We start from the raw sequence: 19,295 nt of genomic DNA on the forward strand, positions 1-19,295 counted from the left end.
GGTTAAGTATATTCAATGCGCTTCTATTTGTAACACCAAACAGATTGACATTGAAATACATAAAATAAAAGAATGAGCACATTCCAAGAATTAGGTCTAAACGAAGATCTATTAAAAGGTATAGAAGATTTAGGTTTTGAAACACCATCTGAAGTACAAGCAAAAGCAATCCCAATTTTATTAAACGAAGACACAGATTTAGTTGCGTTAGCGCAAACTGGAACTGGTAAAACTGCAGCATTTGGTTTTCCAATGTTACAGAAAATAGACGTAAATAGTCGTACTACTCAAGGTTTAATATTATCTCCAACACGTGAACTTTGTTTACAGATAGCAAACGAAATGAAAGCCTACGGTAAATACTGTAAAGGTTTAAATGTTGTTGCTATATATGGTGGGTCAAGTATTACTGATCAAGCAAGAGAAGTAAAACGTGGCGCACAAATTATTGTAGCTACGCCTGGTCGTATGAAAGATATGATTAATCGTCGCTTAGTTGACATTACTAAAATCCAATATTCGGTATTAGATGAGGCTGATGAGATGTTAAACATGGGATTCAAGGAAGATATTACAGAAATTTTATCTGGTACTCCTGAAGACAAAAACACATGGTTATTCTCTGCTACAATGCCAAGAGAAGTTTCAACTATTGCTAAGAAGTTTATGGTTAATCCACAAGAAATTACTGTGGGTCATAAAAATGAAAGTACAAGTAACGTTTCTCACGAATATTACATGGTTAACGCTCGTGACCGTTACCAAGCTTTAAAACGTTTAGCAGATGCAAACCCTGATATCTTTTCAGTTATATTTTGTAGAACAAAACGTGATACACAAAAAGTAGCCGAAAACTTAATTGAAGACGGATACAGTGCAGGAGCTTTACATGGTGATTTATCTCAAAATCAACGTGATATTGTAATGAAACAATTTAGATCACGTCAAATCCAAATGCTTGTTGCAACAGATGTTGCTGCACGTGGAATTGATGTAGATGATATTACTCACGTAATTAACTACCAATTAAGTGACGAGATAGAAACATATACACACCGTTCTGGTAGAACAGGTCGTGCTGGTAAAACAGGTGTATCTATGGTAATTGTTTCTAAAAGTGAAGTACGTCGATTAAAAAGTATCGAACGTATTATCAACAAGAAATTTGAATTAAAAGAAATTCCTAACGGAATGGCTATTTGCGAAGTACAATTAATGTCTTTAGCAAATAAGATACATAACACAGAAATCAATCATGAGATTGATAAGTATTTAGGAGATATCAACGCTTTATTTGAAGACACTTCAAAAGAAGAACTTATCAAAAAATTCTTCTCTGTAGAGTTTACACGTTTCTTTAACTACTATCAAAAATCTAAAAACTTAAATGTTGCAGGTGGAGACTCAGGTCGTGAAGGAAGACCACAATCTTCTGGAAGCGCAGCACGTTTCTTTATTAATGTTGGAGAAAAAGATGGTTATGACTGGATGAAATTAAAAGATTTCTTAAAAGAAGTTTTAGATTTAGGTCGTGATGATGTCTTTAAAGTAGATGTAAAAGAAACATTCTCTTTCTTTAATACAGAAAAAGAACACCAAGAAAAAGTCTTAGCATTCTTTACAGATTACAAAGATAATGGACGTTTTGTTAATGTAGAAGTTACAGAAGACAGAGGCGGAAGTCGTGGTGGTGGTCGTGATAGAAACCGTGGTGGCGGTGGAAGACGTCGTGAAGGTGGAAATGGTGGCGGAAGACGTCGTGATGATAAACCAAGAGGAGAAAGACGCTCAAGAAGAAGCGATGACAGTTCTAGCAGAAGTGACAGACGCAGAAGTAACGAAGGTGGTTCTGATAGATCAAGTCGTTCTGACAGAGATAAATCTGAATTTAAAACATCTCACTCTAGACCAACTAGATCTAGACGTAAAGATTAAAACATAGTTTTAGAATAGCAAAAACTTAAACCTTTTTGTTAATATTTAGTCAAATAACAAAGAAGACGTCATTTTTAGCGTTTTCTTTGTTATTTTTATATTCTAACTATTCTACATGAAGTATTCCCTTTTTATATTACTTTTTAGCTTAAGCATAACTTTTGGGTTTGCTCAAGACAATTCTGTTAAAGCAAAAGAAAACACAACCGCTAAAAAAGTTAGCGACTCTACTGCTGTAAAATCAGATTCTACCGTTAAAGGTATTATCATTGATGCTACCTCAAAGCAACCCCTAGAAAATGTAAACATTGTTAACTTAAATCAAGTTATAGGTACTGCAACTAATGCCAAAGGAGAATTTGAGTTACGTGCAAAAGCTAATGACACATTACACTTATCTTATTTAGGTTTTAAATCTATTAAAGTAAAAGTAACTAATGACTGGGTTGACAGAATTGATAAATCTACAATTACATTAACAGAACTAGCTTTAGCTTTAGAAGAAGTTGTAGTTACGGGGTTACAATTAACTGGTTATTTAGAAGTAGACATCAAACAAGTTAAAATAAACAACAATTATAGATATAGTATTTCAGGACTATCTAATGGTTATGAAGCTGGTAAAAAACAACCTAGTGCTGTTACCAAGGTTTTAGGATCGATATTTAACCCGTTAGACTTTTTATATAACACCTTTAGCAAAAAAGGAAAAGAGTTACGTAAATTGAAGCAAATGAAGGAAGATGATAACATCCGAAACACATTAGCTAATCGATTTGATAGAGAAGTACTAATAGCATTATTAGGCGTTAATAAAGTTGACTTAGACGAGATTGTTAGCCAATGTAACTACTCTTTAGAATTTGTAAGCACTGCCAATGATCTTCAAATATTAGATGCTATTAGCGAATGTTATGAAGAATACAAAGTATTAAACAGAGGTCGTAAAAAAAGAATATAACTTTTTACACATACTATAAAATTTAAAAATCTCAAATTATTATAATTTGAGATTTTTTTATTTCTTAAATTAACTATTAGCTTTTTAATATAGCATTGCGTTATAAGTCTTCCTCTACTCTATTTTTTTGCATTATAAAAACGGGTAGTAATCTCATCGTAACTTTTAATCGTTTTCTTGCACCAATCTAGTCTTTTCTCCAACAATTCAGTTTCAGTAAGTTGCCAATCGATGTCTGTTTTTTTCAATTTAGAAGTTGCATGTTGTAATACTATTGCTGCACTTACAGAGATATTTAAGCTTTCAGTAAAACCAACCATTGGTATTTTTAAAAAACTATCGGCTTGTCTTAAAACTTCTTCTGATAAACCATCGGTTTCTCTTCCAAAGAAAAAGCAAGACTTTTTAGTCACATCAAAATCATATAAATCACAATCGTCCGTATGAGGTGTGGTTGCCACAATTTGATACCCTTTAGCTTTTAAATCTGTGATACACTCTTTAACCGAATGGTACCTGTTTAAATCGACCCATTTTTGTGCGCCCATTGCAATTTCTCTATCAATACTTTTACTATTAGTTTCTTCTACAATATTTAACTCTTGTAGTCCAAAAACATCACAACTACGCATCACAGCGCTGGTATTATGTAATTGATAGACATCCTCTGTAGCTACAGTAAAGTGTTTAGTACGCTGACTAAGGACTTTGTTAAAACGCTCCAATCGGTGGTCTGTTAAAAAGGTCTCTAAATGTTCTAATAATTGTAAATCTACCATATTTTAAAATTAAAAAACCTGATGGGATTACCATCAGGCTTTTGTAAAAATTTCTATTTATAATTAGTTAACACCAATATTACCCTGTGCAATTAAAGTGCCTAAATTAGTACTACTTAAGTGTACGTTAACGTAACCATTAACATTTAAAACATCAGTATACCCAAACGGTGTACCATCGTCCAATTTAGCGATATTAGATTTACTAATACCCATTGTACCATCAACAGGTGTAAAGCTAAACATAATAGAACCAGGTGCTGTTGCAACACTACCAACATGTATATGTGCTGGATGCATACCGCCTGCTGGACTACCAGTTAATGTAATTACAGCTAGCGCCTCTCCGTTAACACGTTCTGAAAAACTTATAACTCCTGAAATATCAGTAACATCAACCCCATTTAAAGCATAATTTATATTATTAGTAGTTACAATATTTTGACCAATATCTGACTGCGCTAAAACTGATGTGCTAGTACCGCTTTGATTAATGACAACATTACCATCAAAATTTAATAATTCTTCATAAGTAATTGCTGTCCCGTTTTCTAAAGTAGAAAAAGTGGTTCTACTTTTTCCTGTATTACCATCAACAGGTTCCAGGTTTAATGCAACCATTGTAGTAGATTGCTCAAATTCTACAGCAGTATCAAAATATATTGTAGCTGGATAAGATTGACTAACCGCTATACCAACCAAATTAATTTCGATAGTAATTGTACTATTAGAGTTTTTAAAATATTCAATAGTACCAAAAACTCCAGAAGAACCTACAGTTGCAATATTAAAAATTTCGGATTCTAAAGACATTATTTGTTCTGAAGCATCATCGTCCGAACAATTAGTAAATAACGTAATAGAAAGAATAATAAAAAGGTAGTGAAAGGATTTCATGGATTAATTTTTTAAATGAATGACTTATTTTTTACTAAGCATTAAGATATTAAAGGGAATTAATCTTAAGTTTATAATCTAATATCAAAAGTAATAAAAAATTTAATGGCACTAAACAAACTAAACCTCTCTTTATCATTATATCTATTATTTTCAATTTTTGCTATTGCTCAAAACAATGCTAATTTTAATCCTAATGATACAATTACGTATAACGACACCAATTCTGAAAAAGTAGTTGCTTTAGGTAATTTAATAGAAAGCTCAGTACTTAATAACCAATCAGAACCTTTTGTTGGAAAACTGTATAAAAACGCATTACTAAAACGTATTCTGCAAGACAATACTACCCCAGATTTAAATAGTGATTACCTAAAATCTTTTGTCAAAGGAATTAAACAAGGCTTGGACTTATTTCCACAAGAAATTATAACCGAAGTAGAAAATGGTGCGTATTACGATTTTGTAAACTACAGGTATGATCAAAATTTACAAACCTATTATATCCTTTTTAGACTATACTCTGCCGAAGGTGGATTAAATTATCATGATTATAGAATCCATAAAAAGGATTCTGAGATGTTAATATCCGACATCTACTTATATCTTGCTGGAGAAAATATTACCACCACCATGTCAAGATTAATGACTTATGTAGCACCCAATAAAAAAATATTAGGACTAATAGAAACAACAAAAGACGAAGGTGTTACAGAACTATTTCAAGCCATACAATATAAAAAATCAGGAAATTTTGAGCTAGCCTACAAATTAATGGATGGTATAACCTCTAAGCTTTCTAAAGAAAAGTTTTTCTTAATATTTAAGTCTTTAATGGCAAGCAACGTTGATGACGAAAAATATCTTGCTACTTTAGAAGAATTAATAAAAACCTATAAAGACGATCCAACTATTGTGCTTAACAAAATTGATTACTATGTCTATAAAGAAGATTACTTTGAAGCCATACAAGTAATTAATCAACTACAAGAAGAAACAGAAGACGATTTTTTAAACTTTATAAAAGCAAATGTTGCGTTTTATGACGAAAATTATGACTTTGCACTTAACAACTATAAATATATAATAGATAACTATCCTGATTTTTTTGAAGGTCAAGCTGGATATTTAAGCACTTTAGTAATGATGGAAAACTTTAAAGATGCTACAACCTATATAGAAACATTAATTAGGGAAGGCTATGATAGGGCAGATATAATTAATTATGTTGAAGAAGATGATGATAATGGCGAAAACATCTTAGAAGTATTAGTCCAGTCTGAGCCTTATAAAGCTTGGAAACTAAAAACATCAAATTAATTATGAAACATTTAGTAGTACTTACTGGAGCGGGTATGAGCGCAGAAAGTGGCATAAAAACGTTTAGAGGTGCTGATGGTTTGTGGGAAGGTCACGATGTTATGCAAGTCGCCTCTCCTGAGGGTTTTGAGGCTGATCCAGAATTAGTATTAGAGTTTTATAACCAGCGCAGACGACAGTTACTAGAAGTAGCGCCCAATAAAGCCCATCTAGAATTAGCTAACTTAGAAAAGCATTTTAAAATAACCATAATTACGCAAAACATAGACGATCTGCACGAACGCGCAGGTAGTACAAACGTCATACATTTACATGGCGAATTATTAAAAGTAAGGAGTACAAAAAATGAAGCTCTAGTTTTTGATTGGAAAAAAGATCTTAATCTAGGGGATTTAGATAAAAACGGAAACCAATTGCGTCCGCATATTGTTTGGTTTGGAGAAGCAGTACCGTTAATTGATAAAGCTGTAGAGATTTGTGCTACAGCAGATAAATTATTAATTATAGGTACATCACTACAAGTATATCCCGCAGCAAGCTTAATGCATTATGTACCGGAAAATACGCCTACCTTTTTTATTGATCCAAACCCATCTATTTCTAGCTCTAAAAAGGTAACTGTTATTGCTGAATCTGCAACAGAAGGCATCAACACCTTTATTTCTGTACTATAATTATGAAATATACATTTTTAATTGTTTCAATATTTATCACAACTTTTGTTTGTGGACAGAATGCTGTGATTTCATTTAAAGAAAATTTACTAGTAAAATCTAATATTAGCACGCAGTCCGAGTCGTTTTCCATCCAAGATAATGGGCAATCTGTTATTGTAAATGCTAATAACACGTACAGATTACAAGTCGCTGCTAACTATAAGTTTTTAGGCTTAAAAGTAGGATTTTCTCCAAGCAGTCGTAATTCTAATTTCAAGTCTAAGTTTATCAATCCACAGTTAAATATTTTTATAAAACAATGGATACAGAGTTTTGAATACAGAAAAGTCAAAGGATTTTATCAAGATAATCATGCAGATGTATTGGCACAATTCCCTAATTTAAAAACAACCAGTTGGATTGGCACCACATCTTATGTGTTGAATGATAATTTTTCTTTAAAACACTTGACGCACCTTACTGAATGGCAGAGAGAAACTGCAGGAAGCTTAGTCCCGACATTAAGGTCTGGTTTTAATAGATTAAGTAATACTATTGACAATCAAAAAATTGCAGAAAACAGCTTTGACATTGCAATAGCTCCGGCATACTATTATACTTGGGCATTTAAAGAACATTGGTTTATCTCCTCTTCTATCGCTCCTGCTTTAGGGGTTCGTTTTACAACAGAAAAAATAGACCAAATAGCAACAACCAAAAACACGTTTATTACTCGTGCTTTAGACTTTACATTACAATTTGGGTATACCTCAGAAACTATTAGCGCTGGCGCTAGTTTCAATTTTGACTCTAACGCTGTAAATAAAAAGCTTACACAAAGTGTTGTAACAGACAAAAGCTATGCTAGTCTGTACTTTGGTTACCGATTTATTGCTCCTAAATTTTTAAAACGAACGGCTAAATCTATTGAAGACAGATTTAATCTCTAAACACTTATTTCATTAAATTAATATCTGCAATACTCTTAATTCTATTGCGTTCTAAAAAGGCATCAATAGTTTCAAAATGTTCAATAACGCGTTGCTCTTTAAATTCAAATACCTTTTCAGATAAACCTTGTAAGAAGTCTCTATCGTGAGAGACTAATACCAATGTCCCATCAAATGTTTTTAATGCTTCTTTTAATACGTCCTTAGATTTAAGATCTAAGTGGTTTGTAGGTTCATCCAAAATTAACAAGTTAACTGGTTCTAATAATAACTTAACCATAGCTAACCTTGTTTTTTCTCCTCCAGATAAAACACCTACTTTTTTATCAATATCATCGCCTTTAAACATAAAGCGACCTAAAATATTTTTTACACCTGTTCTAGCATCTCCTTTTGCAACTTCGTCCACCGTTTGAAAAACAGTCAAATCGTTATCTAACAAAGCCGCTTGGTTTTGAGCAAAATACCCAACCTGAACATTATGACCTAAACTACATTCTCCTTCAAAGTCTATTTGACCTAAAATAGCTTTAATCATTGTAGACTTACCTTCTCCGTTTCTACCAACAAAACTAACTTTCTCCCCTCTTTTAATTGACATGTTAGCATCACTAAAGACCACAACATCATCATACTTTTTGGTTAAGTTTTGTACAGATACAGGATAATCTCCAGATCTTGGTGCCGGAGGAAAACTTAATTTTAATGCAGAATTATCGACTTCATCAATCTCTATAATTTGCAGTTTTTCAAGCATACGCTCTCGCGAAGTCACTTGGTTAGTTTTAGAATATGTTCCTTTAAAACGTTCAATAAAAGCCATATTATCCGCAATATACTTTTGCTGTTCTTGATACGCTTTTATTTGATGTACACGTCTATCTTCTCTTAACTGTAAATAATGACTATAATTAGCTTTATAATCATAAATACGTCCCATAGTAACCTCTATAGTACGGTTTGTAATATTGTCAATAAAAGCTCTATCATGCGATATTACCATAACTGCATCCGCTTTATTAACTAAAAAATCTTCTAGCCAAATAACAGATTCTATATCAATATGGTTAGTGGGCTCATCTAATAGAATTAAATCAGGCTTTTGTAATAAAATTTTTGCCAATTCAATTCGCATACGCCATCCACCAGAAAACTCATTAGTAAATCTTGTAAAATCATCTTGCCTAAAGCCTAATCCTTTTAAAGCTTTTTCTACTTCTGCATCGTAATTAACATCTTCTAAAGCATAGTACTTTTCACCTAAATCAGACACTTGCTCAATAATAGACATATACTCATCACTCTCGTAATCCGTCCTAGTTTCTAACGCTTTATTAAGTACTTCCATCTGGTCTCGCATATCATAAACATGCTTAAACGCTTTGGCTGCCTCTTCAAAAACAGTACAATTATCTTCTGTCAATAAATGTTGTGGCAAATAAGCAATTACAGCTTCTTTTGGAGCTCTAACATGTCCTCGTGTTGGGTTTTGTCTACCTGCAACAATTTTCATCATGGTAGATTTACCTGCTCCGTTTTTTCCCATTAAAGCAATTTTATCCGTTGGATTAATCACAAAAGATACATCACTAAACAAAGCGGTACCGCTAAACTCTACTGCCAAATTATCTATAGAAATCATAGTCTGTTTTTTAATGCTGCGAAAGTAATAAAAAGACTAGTATTTAAGCCAATCTACATTTGACTTTGTTATAAAAATATGATTAAAAACACTCCTATTAAATAGACACAACAACAAATCATCTTACTTTTTAGGATAAAAACGAGAATAAATTGACGTAGAATCATCCAAACATTTCTTCTATCTTTGCAAACTATAAAGCAAAACCATGAGAATAGATATAATAACTGTTTTACCAGAATTATTAAAAAGCCCGTTTGAAGCATCAATATTAAAACGCGCTATAGAAGCTGATCTGGTAGAAGTACATTTTCATAATTTAAGAGACTACACTACAGGTAACTATAAATCTATTGACGACACACAATTTGGTGGTGGAGCCGGTATGGTCATGAGTATTGAACCCATTGATAAATGCATCTCTAAACTAAAGGAAGAAAGAAATTATGACGAGGTTATATATATGACACCCGATGGAGAGACACTTAACCAAGGTATTGCGAATCATATTTCATTAAAAGAAAATATTATTATCCTTTGCGGACATTATAAAGGTGTGGACCAACGTGTTCGTGATTTACTTATTACTAAAGAAATTTCTATTGGTGACTATGTGTTATCCGGAGGAGAGCTTGGTGCTGCTGTACTTTGTGATGCTGTTATAAGATTAATACCGGGAGTATTAGGAAACGAAACATCTGCTTTAACGGATAGTTTTCAGGACAATTTATTAGCTCCTCCTATTTATACAAAACCAAGAAACTATAAAGGCTTAGAAGTTCCAGAAATATTATTAAGTGGTCATGCTGCTAACATTGATAAATGGAGAGAAGACCAAGCTTACCAACGCACAAAAGAAAGACGCCCAGATTTATTGGATAAATAATCCAATTAAACAACTAATAAACAGGACTTTAAACAACAACATACCACAGTGAAATTAGGTAAAAAAAAGCTTCAAATTTTTTAACAATTATACTTTATACTTTTTAGTTTTTACTTATATTTGCACCCAAATTCGGATTAACCTCTGGCGAGATACGTGAATGTTGCTCTGAATCAATCATTAAAAATAAAATAAAGATGGAATCTTTAATAAAATTTGTACAAGACGAGTTTGTAACTAAAAAGGACTTCCCTGAATTTTCAGCTGGAGACACAATTACTGTGTACTACGAAATTAGAGAAGGAGAAAAAGTACGTACTCAGTTTTTTAGAGGAGTAGTAATTCAAAGAAGAGGAACTGGTTCTTCTGAAACATTTACTATCAGAAAAATGTCAGGAACAGTTGGTGTAGAGCGTATCTTCCCTGTTAACTTACCTGCATTACAGAAAGTTGAAGTTAACAAAAAAGGTAAAGTACGTCGTGCTAGAATCTTTTACTTTAGAGGTCTTACTGGTAAGAAAGCTAGAATTAAAGAAGTTAGAAGAAAATAATATCTTCAACCTTACACATAATAAAAAGCCTAACTTTTATAAGTTAGGCTTTTTTGCGTTATTAACTTTTGTTAATAACTACGGTTCACAACTAGTTAATAACTAAGTGGTTATATTTTTTAAAATCTTGAAGATAAAACGTAATTTAGTAAAACAATTAACAACAATAGTAATATTGGTTTCAATCAAAAATTGAATTTGAGTTAGTTTAATTGTTTTTTGAGGTTTTAAAATAATATGTGTAGTCATGTCAATTAAAAACCATGATATTTTAAAAAGTGAATCATGCACGCAGGATTTAACTAGTAAGATTGAAAGTTTTAAGTAAACTACAGGAGCGAAAGCAAATGTATTTAAACAAAACAATGCAAAAGAAAAGTAGTTATTGTGTAAACAAGGACTATAAAGTACGCATCAAGAAAAGCAATTACCAGGTACATTTAGTAACAAGTCAATACATTTTGAAAGTTACACCCAAATGTACTATTGATTTAATGTTAGTTTGTTCTGAAAAAATGTAAAACGTAAGTTTTGGATTGATTTAATGAAAATTAAATAAGACAACATAGTGTTATCTCAAAAAAGCCATAACAACAATAGTTAGATCTATTATGTTATGGCTTTTGTAATTTATATAAAATCAACCTGTTTTAAAATAAAACCATTTATATTGTATAACCATACAAAAACAACTGATGCACTTACCCTTTATACCGGACAAAACGTTTAAAAATGAAGACTTCACCATCAATAGTCTACAAAAAGGGGAATATGACAATTGTAGTTTTATAAACTGTAATTTTAACGCAAGCTACCTTTCTATAAGTACTTTTTTAGAATGTGAATTTATAGATTGTGATTTAAGCAATAGTAAAACATCAGATACCACCTTTAAAGATGTAACTTTTAAAAACTGTAAATTATTAGGAGTATTATTTAATGACTGTAATCAGTTGTTAATGTCTATTACCTTTAAGAGTTGTCAACTTAATTTTGCCTCATTTTATCAAGTTAAATTAGTCAATACGCAGTTTGACAAATGTACATTTGATAAGACAGAATTAACAGAAGCAAACTTTTCAAAATCAATTTTTAACGCGTGTGACTTTAAGCATGCAGTATTTTTTAATACTAATGTAGAGCATGCTAGCTTTTTAACATCCTACAACTACTCTATCAATCCCGAAAACAACAAAATAAAAGGTGCTAAATTTTCGAAAGCGGAAATTCATGGCTTGCTAGACAGCTACAAAATCCATATTTCTTAATATACTATTCTTTTTTTATTAATTCCGCAATAAACTAAGCTTCAATTTATTTTCCAACCAATTGCAGTGTTAAGTAAACGTTTTCGCTTTAAAATACCTCCTGTTTTTTGTATCTTAGCCAAGCTTAAAATTAAACTAATACACAATATATATTTATGTCAAATACACCAAAAATTATATATACTATAACAGATGAAGCTCCTGCTTTAGCGACGCGTTCATTTTTACCAATAGTACAAGCTTTTACAGCTTCTTCAGGAATAGGATTAGAAACTAAAGACATCTCGCTTGCTTCAAGAATATTAGCAGTTTTTCCAGACTACTTAACAGAGGACCAACGTGTGTCTGATGACTTAGCTTTTTTAGGTGCTTTAGCCAAAACACCAGAAGCTAACATTATAAAACTTCCAAACATTAGTGCTTCTATTCCGCAGTTAAAATCTGCAATAAAAGAATTACAAGCAAAAGGTTTTGCTATACCAAGTTACCCAGAAGAAGTAACAAATGACAAAGAAAAAGACGCAAAACTACGTTACGATAAAATTAAAGGTAGTGCTGTAAATCCAGTATTACGTGAAGGTAACTCTGATAGACGTGCTCCAAAAGCAGTAAAAAATTACGCTAAGAAAAACCCACACTCAATGGGTGCTTGGTCTAAAGACTCTAAATCACATGTCTCTACAATGACAGAAGGTGATTTTGCAAACAACGAAAAGTCTGTGACATTAGCTGAGGCAACTAGTATTAAAATAGTACATACTGATACATCAGGAAATGAAACTATTTTAAAAGATAACTTAGGGTTATTAAAAGGAGAAATTATTGATGGTACTGTATTAAGTAAAAAAGCATTATTAACTTTTTTAGAAGCACAAATTAAAGATGCTCAAAAAAAAGGAGTGCTATTCTCTTTACATATGAAGGCAACAATGATGAAGGTCTCAGACCCTATCATCTTTGGTCACGCAGTACGTGTATTTTTCAAGGATTTATTTGCTAAATACAGCAAAACATTTGATAAAATTGGTGTTGACGTAAATAACGGATTCGGAAATTTATTAAGTAACTTAAGTGAGTTACCAGAAGCTGAACGTAACGCGATATTATCAGATATTGATGCTGCTTACAAAGCAAACCCTGCTTTAGCAATGGTAGATAGTAATAAAGGAATCACCAACTTACATGTACCAAGTGATGTAATTATTGATGCGTCAATGCCTGCAATGATAAGAAACTCTGGTCAGATGTGGAATGCGGATGGTAAAGCTCAAGATACTAAAGCCGTAATTCCTGATAGTAGTTATGCAGGAATATATACTGCAACAATCGATTTTTGCAGAGAAAATGGTGCTTTTGACCCAACAACAATGGGAACAGTTCCAAACGTAGGACTTATGGCTCAAAAAGCTGAAGAATACGGGTCTCATGACAAAACTTTTGAAATTGCTGCAGACGGTAAAGTAGACGTTATTGATACTGACGGAAATGTATTAATTTCTCATAATGTTGAGGCTGGAGATATCTGGAGAATGTGTCAAGTTAAAGATGCACCAATCCAAGACTGGGTAAAATTAGCAGTTACTCGTGCTAGAGCATCTCAAACACCTGCTGTTTTCTGGTTAGACGAAAACAGAGCTCATGATGCAGAATTAATCAAAAAAGTAAATACATACTTAAAAGATCACGATACTGAAGGTTTAGAACTTCATATCTTATCTCCAATTAAAGCAACTGAGTTTACTTTAAAAAGAGTAAAAGCTGGAGAAGATACAATCTCTGTTTCTGGAAATGTATTACGTGATTACTTAACAGATTTATTCCCAATTTTAGAATTAGGTACATCTGCCAAAATGTTATCTATTGTGCCATTAATGAACGGTGGTGGCTTATTTGAAACTGGTGCTGGTGGATCTGCTCCAAAACATGTACAACAATTACTAGAAGAAAATCACTTACGTTGGGATAGTTTAGGAGAATTTTTAGCACTTGCTGTATCTTTAGAACATTTCAGTCAAGTAAATAATAATCCAAAAGCAAAAGTTTTAGGTGATGCATTAGATGATGCAACTGAAAAATTATTAGAAAACAAACAAGGACCATCAAGAAAAGTTGGTGAAATTGACAACAGAGGAAGTCACTTTTATTTAGCAATGTATTGGGCAGAAGCATTAGCAAACCAAGATAAGGATGCTGCTTTAAAAGCACAATTTGGACCAGTAGCTTTAGCTTTTAAAGCTGAAGAATCTACAATTATATCCGCTTTAAATGATATCCAAGGTGTTGCAGTAGATCTTGAAGGGTATTACTCAACAAACGAAGAATTAACAAATAAAGTAATGAGACCTATTCAGTTATTTAACAACTTACTTAAAAGTATCTAAGTCACTGATTATAGAATAAAAAAGCTCCCAATTGGGGGCTTTTTTTATTTCAAATTATTAATAAATAATATATTAATGTTCCACAACCATCGTTTAATAATAAATAACTTAGAAAATTAAGCCTAAATACTTAACCCAAATAAATTTTATCTTAACGTTAAATACTAATTACTAAGGCACATTTTCATTATTTTTACTACTCAAAATTAAACAATGAAACACGTCACCAACTATATCTTAATACTATTCCTTCTTTGTAGTTCTGTACTCTGCGCACAAGAAAAATTCACTTTAAGTGGAAAAATAACAGAAGCTAGTAGTAATGAAACTTTAATTAGCGTTAACGTAATTATACCAGAATTAAATACTGGTGCTGTTACTAATGAGTATGGCTTTTACTCCATCACACTTCCTAAAGGAACCTACAAAGTAATTGTGTCTTATATTGGATTTTCTGATGCTATCCAGACAATAACTTTAGATAGCGATATTTCTAAAAACTTTAGTTTAGAAGAATCTTTTGAAAATTTAGATGAAGTAATTATTACAGAAAACATAGAAAAACTAAACATTAAAAAACCTCAAATGAGTGTTAATGCGCTTAGTTCTGCAACTATAAAAGATATTCCTGTGGTATTTGGAGAAGCTGATGTAATTAAAGCCATCACACTATTACCAGGTGTTACTAACGCTGGAGAAGGATCTTCTGGGTTTAATGTCCGTGGTGGTGCTGTAGACCAAAACCTAATATTATTGGATGAAGCTACTGTTTTTAATTCGTCTCACTTATTTGGATTCTTCTCCGTCTTTAATCCTGACGCCATAAAAGATATAAAATTATATAAAGGTGGTATTCCCGCACGTTATGGAGGAAGAGTTTCCTCAGTTTTAGATATTTATCAGAAAGAAGGTAACAGTAAAGAGTTTCATATGAATGGTGGAATTGGTATCGTTGCATCTCGTATTTTAGCAGAAGGACCTATAAAAAAAGACAAAGGGTCTTTTCTATTTGGTGGACGTAGTAGTTATGCACATTTATTTCTACCTCTATTTGATATAGATAATAAAGCCTACTTCTATGATTTAAACACAAAATTAAGCTACGATATAAACGATAATAATAGTATTTACCTTTCTGGTTATTTTGGTCGTGATGTCTTTAGTATTTCAGATAGCTTTGAAAACACATATGGTAATACGGTCCTTAATTTTAGATGGAATCATTTATTCTCTGATAAATTATTCTCCAATATGTCTGTTATTTATTCTGATTACTATTATGGTTTAAAACTAAATTTTGTCGAATTTGATTGGAATTCTGGAATTCAAAACTTTAATTTCAAATACGACTTTAAACATTACTTAGCCGATGGCTTCAAATTACAATATGGTATAAATAGTATTTACTATAAATTTAATCCAGGAGATATTAAACCATCTACGCCAACTTCAGGAATAAACTCATTTAAACTAACAGATAAATATGCATTTGAAAATGCTGTTTACATAGATGCGGAACATAAAATAACAGATAAATTAAACCTAAGTTACGGATTACGTATTAGTTCTTTTCTACGTTTAGGCCAAGACCAGTTAAATACGTATCAAGATAATCAAGCTGTTGTTTTTAATAACGATTTTCAAATCTATCAAAAAGCGACTCCAACAGGATCAGAATCTTATAATAAAAGTGATGTTATAGAAAGTTTCGCAAATATAGAACCAAGAGCATCCTTAGCGTATCAGTTAAACGATGATGCCTCTATAAAAGCTAGTTATAATAGGATGACACAATATTTACATTTATTGTCAAACACATCCTCTCCTACACCATTAGATGTTTGGACACCTAGCGGTAAATATGTAAAACCTCAATTATTGGACCAAGTTGCCTTAGGGTACTTTAGAAGTTTTAATGATGATAAATATAGTTTAGAAGTAGAGACTTATTACAAAAAAATTCAAAACCGAATTGATTATATAGACGGAGCAGACTTAATTGCTAACGATGCTATAGAGCAAGTAATACTTAATGGAGAAGCCAGAGCATACGGACTAGAAATATTATTAAGAAAAAACGAAGGGCGTTTTAAAGGTTGGTTAGCTTATACGCTTTCAAAATCCGAACAGAAAACTCCCGGGCGCACAACAAACGAAACTGGTATAAATAATGGTAATTGGTATAACACAGCTTATGACAAAACACATGACATATCCTTAACTGGTAGTTATGATTGGAATAAAAAATGGAAATTTAATGCCAACTTCCTATTTCAAACAGGGCAACCAACAACATATCCAAATGGACAATACACCTATAACGGAATAAATATACCTAGTTACAGTAATAGAAACACAGACAGATTACCAGCCTATCATCGTATGGATTTATCGGCTAATTACACACCAAAACCAGATAAAACTTCCGGATGGCAAAGCTATTGGGTATTTAGTATATACAATCTATATAACAGACGCAACGCAGCATCAATAACTTTTGGAGAAAACAGAATGACTGGAAATAACGAAGCAACAAGACTTGCCATTTTCGGGTTAATCCCATCTGTATCTTACAACTTTAAATTTTAATTAAAAATGAAAAAAATCCTATATATATTAATAGTATTTACACTCTTTAATTGCGAAGATGTAATCGATTTAAAAGTCCCAACATCAGATCCTAAATTAGTGATAGAAGCATCATTAAATTGGTTTGATGGTACAGATGGAGCTCAACAACAAATAAAACTAACATTATCTGCACCATTTTTCGATGCACAAGTTCCACCAGCCAATAATGCAATCGTAACTGTGGAAGATAACAATGGTAATATGTTTCAATTTTTAGAAGATGCTGAAACCGGAATATATAAAACATCAACATTTATACCTCAAATTAATCAAGAATATACATTAACTATTATATATCAAAATCAAACGTACGTAGGTACAGAAGTACTCACAACAGTAACTCCTATAGATTATATCGAACAGAATAACGATGGCGGTTTTTCTGGAGAAGATATAGAGCTTAAAGCCTATTATACTGATCCTGCCAATATAGACAATTACTACTTTTACGAGTTTATATCCGATATTCCCGAAATTCCAGTATTACAAGTTTATGACGATCAATTTACAGACGGTAATCAGATATTCGCATTTTACTCAGAAGAAGACCTAGAGTCAGGAAACCAAGTAACCATAAATAATTACGGAATATCCCAACAATTTTATCAATTCATGGATATTTTATTACAACAAACCTCAGATAGTGGTGGCGGTCCGTTTCAAACCCAACCAGCAACTGTTAGAGGAAACTGCGTAAACATTACAAATCCAGATAATTTTCCACTAGGTTACTTTAGAGTGTCAGAAGCTTTTCAATTTACCTATATTGTAGAATAATTATTGGGCGTTACCACAAGGGTCGCGCTTTCGGCAGTCGCTCTCTGCGAGGAGCTTCAACAAATGCCTCAATCCCTAACGCAAATCAGTACTAACATTAAAATATGAAATTTACAAAAACAACAGAGCAAGATTCAAATTATAACAATTTAGAAAAAATGTCTATAACAGACTTGCTTCAAAATATAAATACAGAAGATAATACTGTTCCAAAAGCTGTACAAAAAGCAATACCACAAATAGAAACATTAGTAGAGCAAGTTGTAAATAAATTAGAACAAGGCGGGAGACTATTCTATCTAGGTGCAGGTACAAGCGGAAGACTAGGAGTTGTAGATGCATCAGAATGTCCTCCAACCTTCGGAGTCTCTTATAACGTAGTAATAGGACTAATAGCCGGAGGAGATAAAGCTATTAGAGAAGCAGTCGAGTTTGCAGAAGATTCTACAACACAGGGTTGGAGTGATCTTACAAAACATAACGTATCAACAAAAGATGTAGTAATAGGTATAGCAGCGTCAGGTACTACTCCATACGTAATAGCAGCATTAAAACAATGTAATTCAGAAGGTATACTAACAGGTTGTATTACATCTAATAGTAATAGCCCATTAAGCAAAGTATCAAAGTTTCCTATAGAAGTTATAGTAGGACCAGAATTTGTAACCGGTAGCTCACGTATGAAAGCAGGTACAGCGCAAAAACTTGTCCTAAACATGATATCTACCACAACCATGATAAAATTAGGTAAGGTAAAAGGAAACAAAATGGTAGACATGCAACTAAGTAATGACAAACTAGTAGACCGAGGTACAAAAATGATAATGTCAGAATTAAACATAACTTATACAGAAGCAGAAAGTTTATTAAAAACACACAAAAGTGTTAGAAATGCAATAAATCATTATAACAATGGAAACTAAATCAACAGACAAAGATATTCTTGTAAAAGGAGTAAAACAAATGGGTATAGCAATGTTATTAATGTTTGTTGGTCCTACATTACTTTATCTCGTATTAAGTAATAAAGAAAGAGATTTCTATATTCCACTATTAATAATTGCAATACTAATATGTGTATTAGCTGTATTTATGGCTTTTAAAGGTATAAATACAATTTTAGATAGTCTTTTCAAAAGCAATAAGACTAAATAGAATTAAGCACAGCAAGACCACTAACTAACCCAAGTAATAACATAAATATATCTACTCCACAGAGTAGTAATTTATAATTTAAATACTACTTTTTAAAAATAATAAAGCCTCTAATAATATTAGAGGCTTTTATTTAAACTAATAATGATGATAATTTACTAATCTATCCTTTAAATTAAATATTCCAGTTTTAAAAATTTCTAATTTAAATATAATATTCCGACCTATCGACTAATCCCTTTATTGAACCATAGTTTATAACTGTGCTATAGTCATTTATTCAATTTGCCTTTACTCTATTTACTTTACCCTTTTAGCTTATCACTTTTACCTTCTGTTATCTGCTTTTGCCTTCTGCCTTTTGCCTCTTTACTTCTTTCTTTCGGCTTTTGGCACTTACTCCGCCCTTTCATTTATTTGAGTATAAGGCACAAAAAAACCCTTCATAAATAAATATGAAGGGTTCTCTAAAAAGGCGACGACCTACTCTCCCACAATGTAGTACC

General features: G+C 32.1%; 16 protein-coding genes. 13 read left to right on the forward strand and 3 right to left on the reverse strand.

The window, feature by feature from the left end; genetic code table 11:
- Nucleotides 1-72 precede the first annotated feature (72 nt).
- A complete protein-coding gene (locus BMZ09_RS15375; protein WP_090842276.1) occupies nucleotides 73-1,935 on the forward strand; it encodes a DEAD/DEAH box helicase in 1,863 nt (620 codons plus the stop codon).
- Nucleotides 1,936-2,050: 115 nt separating this feature from the next.
- Nucleotides 2,051-2,896, forward strand: coding sequence for a carboxypeptidase-like regulatory domain-containing protein (locus tag BMZ09_RS15380; RefSeq protein WP_090842278.1), 846 nt, complete (start codon nucleotides 2,051-2,053; stop codon nucleotides 2,894-2,896).
- Between the two features lie 119 nt (nucleotides 2,897-3,015).
- On the opposite strand, the gene BMZ09_RS15385 is transcribed toward BMZ09_RS15380, so the two are convergent.
- Together BMZ09_RS15385 and BMZ09_RS15390 are read right to left on the reverse strand one after the other, a co-directional pair.
- Nucleotides 3,016-3,675, reverse strand: a complete 660-nt coding sequence (locus BMZ09_RS15385; protein ID WP_090842280.1) for a TrmH family RNA methyltransferase — start codon at nucleotides 3,673-3,675, stop codon at nucleotides 3,016-3,018.
- Between the two features lie 63 nt (nucleotides 3,676-3,738).
- The gene (locus BMZ09_RS15390) at nucleotides 3,739-4,572 is read right to left on the reverse strand and encodes a hypothetical protein (RefSeq protein WP_090842282.1); all 834 of its coding nucleotides are present in this window, start codon (nucleotides 4,570-4,572) and stop codon (nucleotides 3,739-3,741) included.
- Between the two features lie 105 nt (nucleotides 4,573-4,677).
- Here BMZ09_RS15390 and BMZ09_RS15395 point away from each other — a divergent pair, with 105 nt between their 5' ends.
- From BMZ09_RS15395 to BMZ09_RS15405, 3 genes are read left to right on the forward strand one after another with little or no spacing between them, the layout of a single operon-like run.
- Entirely contained in the window at nucleotides 4,678-5,892 is a 1,215-nt protein-coding gene (locus tag BMZ09_RS15395; protein WP_090842284.1) for a tetratricopeptide repeat protein, read from the forward strand.
- Between the two features lie 2 nt (nucleotides 5,893-5,894).
- Entirely contained in the window at nucleotides 5,895-6,566 is a 672-nt protein-coding gene (locus BMZ09_RS15400) for an SIR2 family NAD-dependent protein deacylase (RefSeq protein ID WP_090842309.1), read from the forward strand.
- A 2-nt stretch (nucleotides 6,567-6,568) separates the two neighbouring features.
- Nucleotides 6,569-7,498, forward strand: coding sequence for a DUF4421 family protein (locus tag BMZ09_RS15405; RefSeq protein ID WP_090842286.1), 930 nt, complete (start codon nucleotides 6,569-6,571; stop codon nucleotides 7,496-7,498).
- Between the two features lie 4 nt (nucleotides 7,499-7,502).
- Here BMZ09_RS15405 and BMZ09_RS15410 read toward each other — a convergent pair whose 3' ends face one another.
- Nucleotides 7,503-9,140, reverse strand: coding sequence for an ABC-F family ATP-binding cassette domain-containing protein (locus tag BMZ09_RS15410; protein WP_090842288.1), 1,638 nt, complete (start codon nucleotides 9,138-9,140; stop codon nucleotides 7,503-7,505).
- 208 nt (nucleotides 9,141-9,348) lie between these two features.
- Between BMZ09_RS15410 and trmD the strand changes: the two genes are divergently transcribed.
- From trmD to BMZ09_RS15450, 8 genes are all read left to right on the forward strand, one after another.
- Nucleotides 9,349-10,026, forward strand: a complete 678-nt coding sequence (gene trmD, locus BMZ09_RS15415) for a tRNA (guanosine(37)-N1)-methyltransferase TrmD (protein WP_090842290.1) — start codon at nucleotides 9,349-9,351, stop codon at nucleotides 10,024-10,026.
- Nucleotides 10,027-10,223: 197 nt separating this feature from the next.
- On the forward strand, nucleotides 10,224-10,577 hold the full coding sequence (gene rplS, locus BMZ09_RS15420) for a 50S ribosomal protein L19 (protein ID WP_090842292.1): 354 nt from the start codon (nucleotides 10,224-10,226) through the stop codon (nucleotides 10,575-10,577).
- Nucleotides 10,578-11,272: 695 nt separating this feature from the next.
- Nucleotides 11,273-11,845, forward strand: a complete 573-nt coding sequence (locus BMZ09_RS15425; RefSeq protein ID WP_090842294.1) for a pentapeptide repeat-containing protein — start codon at nucleotides 11,273-11,275, stop codon at nucleotides 11,843-11,845.
- Nucleotides 11,846-12,000: 155 nt separating this feature from the next.
- Entirely contained in the window at nucleotides 12,001-14,226 is a 2,226-nt protein-coding gene (locus tag BMZ09_RS15430) for an NADP-dependent isocitrate dehydrogenase (protein WP_090842296.1), read from the forward strand.
- A 213-nt stretch (nucleotides 14,227-14,439) separates the two neighbouring features.
- The gene (locus tag BMZ09_RS15435; protein ID WP_090842298.1) at nucleotides 14,440-16,815 is read left to right on the forward strand and encodes a TonB-dependent receptor; all 2,376 of its coding nucleotides are present in this window, start codon (nucleotides 14,440-14,442) and stop codon (nucleotides 16,813-16,815) included.
- A gap of 6 nt (nucleotides 16,816-16,821) precedes the next feature.
- On the forward strand, nucleotides 16,822-17,634 hold the full coding sequence (locus BMZ09_RS15440) for a DUF4249 domain-containing protein (protein ID WP_090842301.1): 813 nt from the start codon (nucleotides 16,822-16,824) through the stop codon (nucleotides 17,632-17,634).
- Between the two features lie 104 nt (nucleotides 17,635-17,738).
- Nucleotides 17,739-18,557: an N-acetylmuramic acid 6-phosphate etherase gene (gene murQ / locus BMZ09_RS15445; RefSeq protein WP_090842303.1), complete on the forward strand. Its 819-nt coding sequence runs from the start codon at nucleotides 17,739-17,741 to the stop codon at nucleotides 18,555-18,557.
- A complete protein-coding gene (locus BMZ09_RS15450) occupies nucleotides 18,547-18,789 on the forward strand; it encodes a DUF6095 family protein (RefSeq protein ID WP_090842305.1) in 243 nt (80 codons plus the stop codon). The genes murQ and BMZ09_RS15450 overlap by 11 nt, the downstream gene beginning before the upstream one ends.
- Nucleotides 18,790-19,295 lie beyond the last annotated feature (506 nt).

The organism is Olleya namhaensis (genome assembly GCF_900114005.1).
In the GTDB taxonomy this organism is placed as follows: domain Bacteria; phylum Bacteroidota; class Bacteroidia; order Flavobacteriales; family Flavobacteriaceae; genus Olleya; species Olleya namhaensis.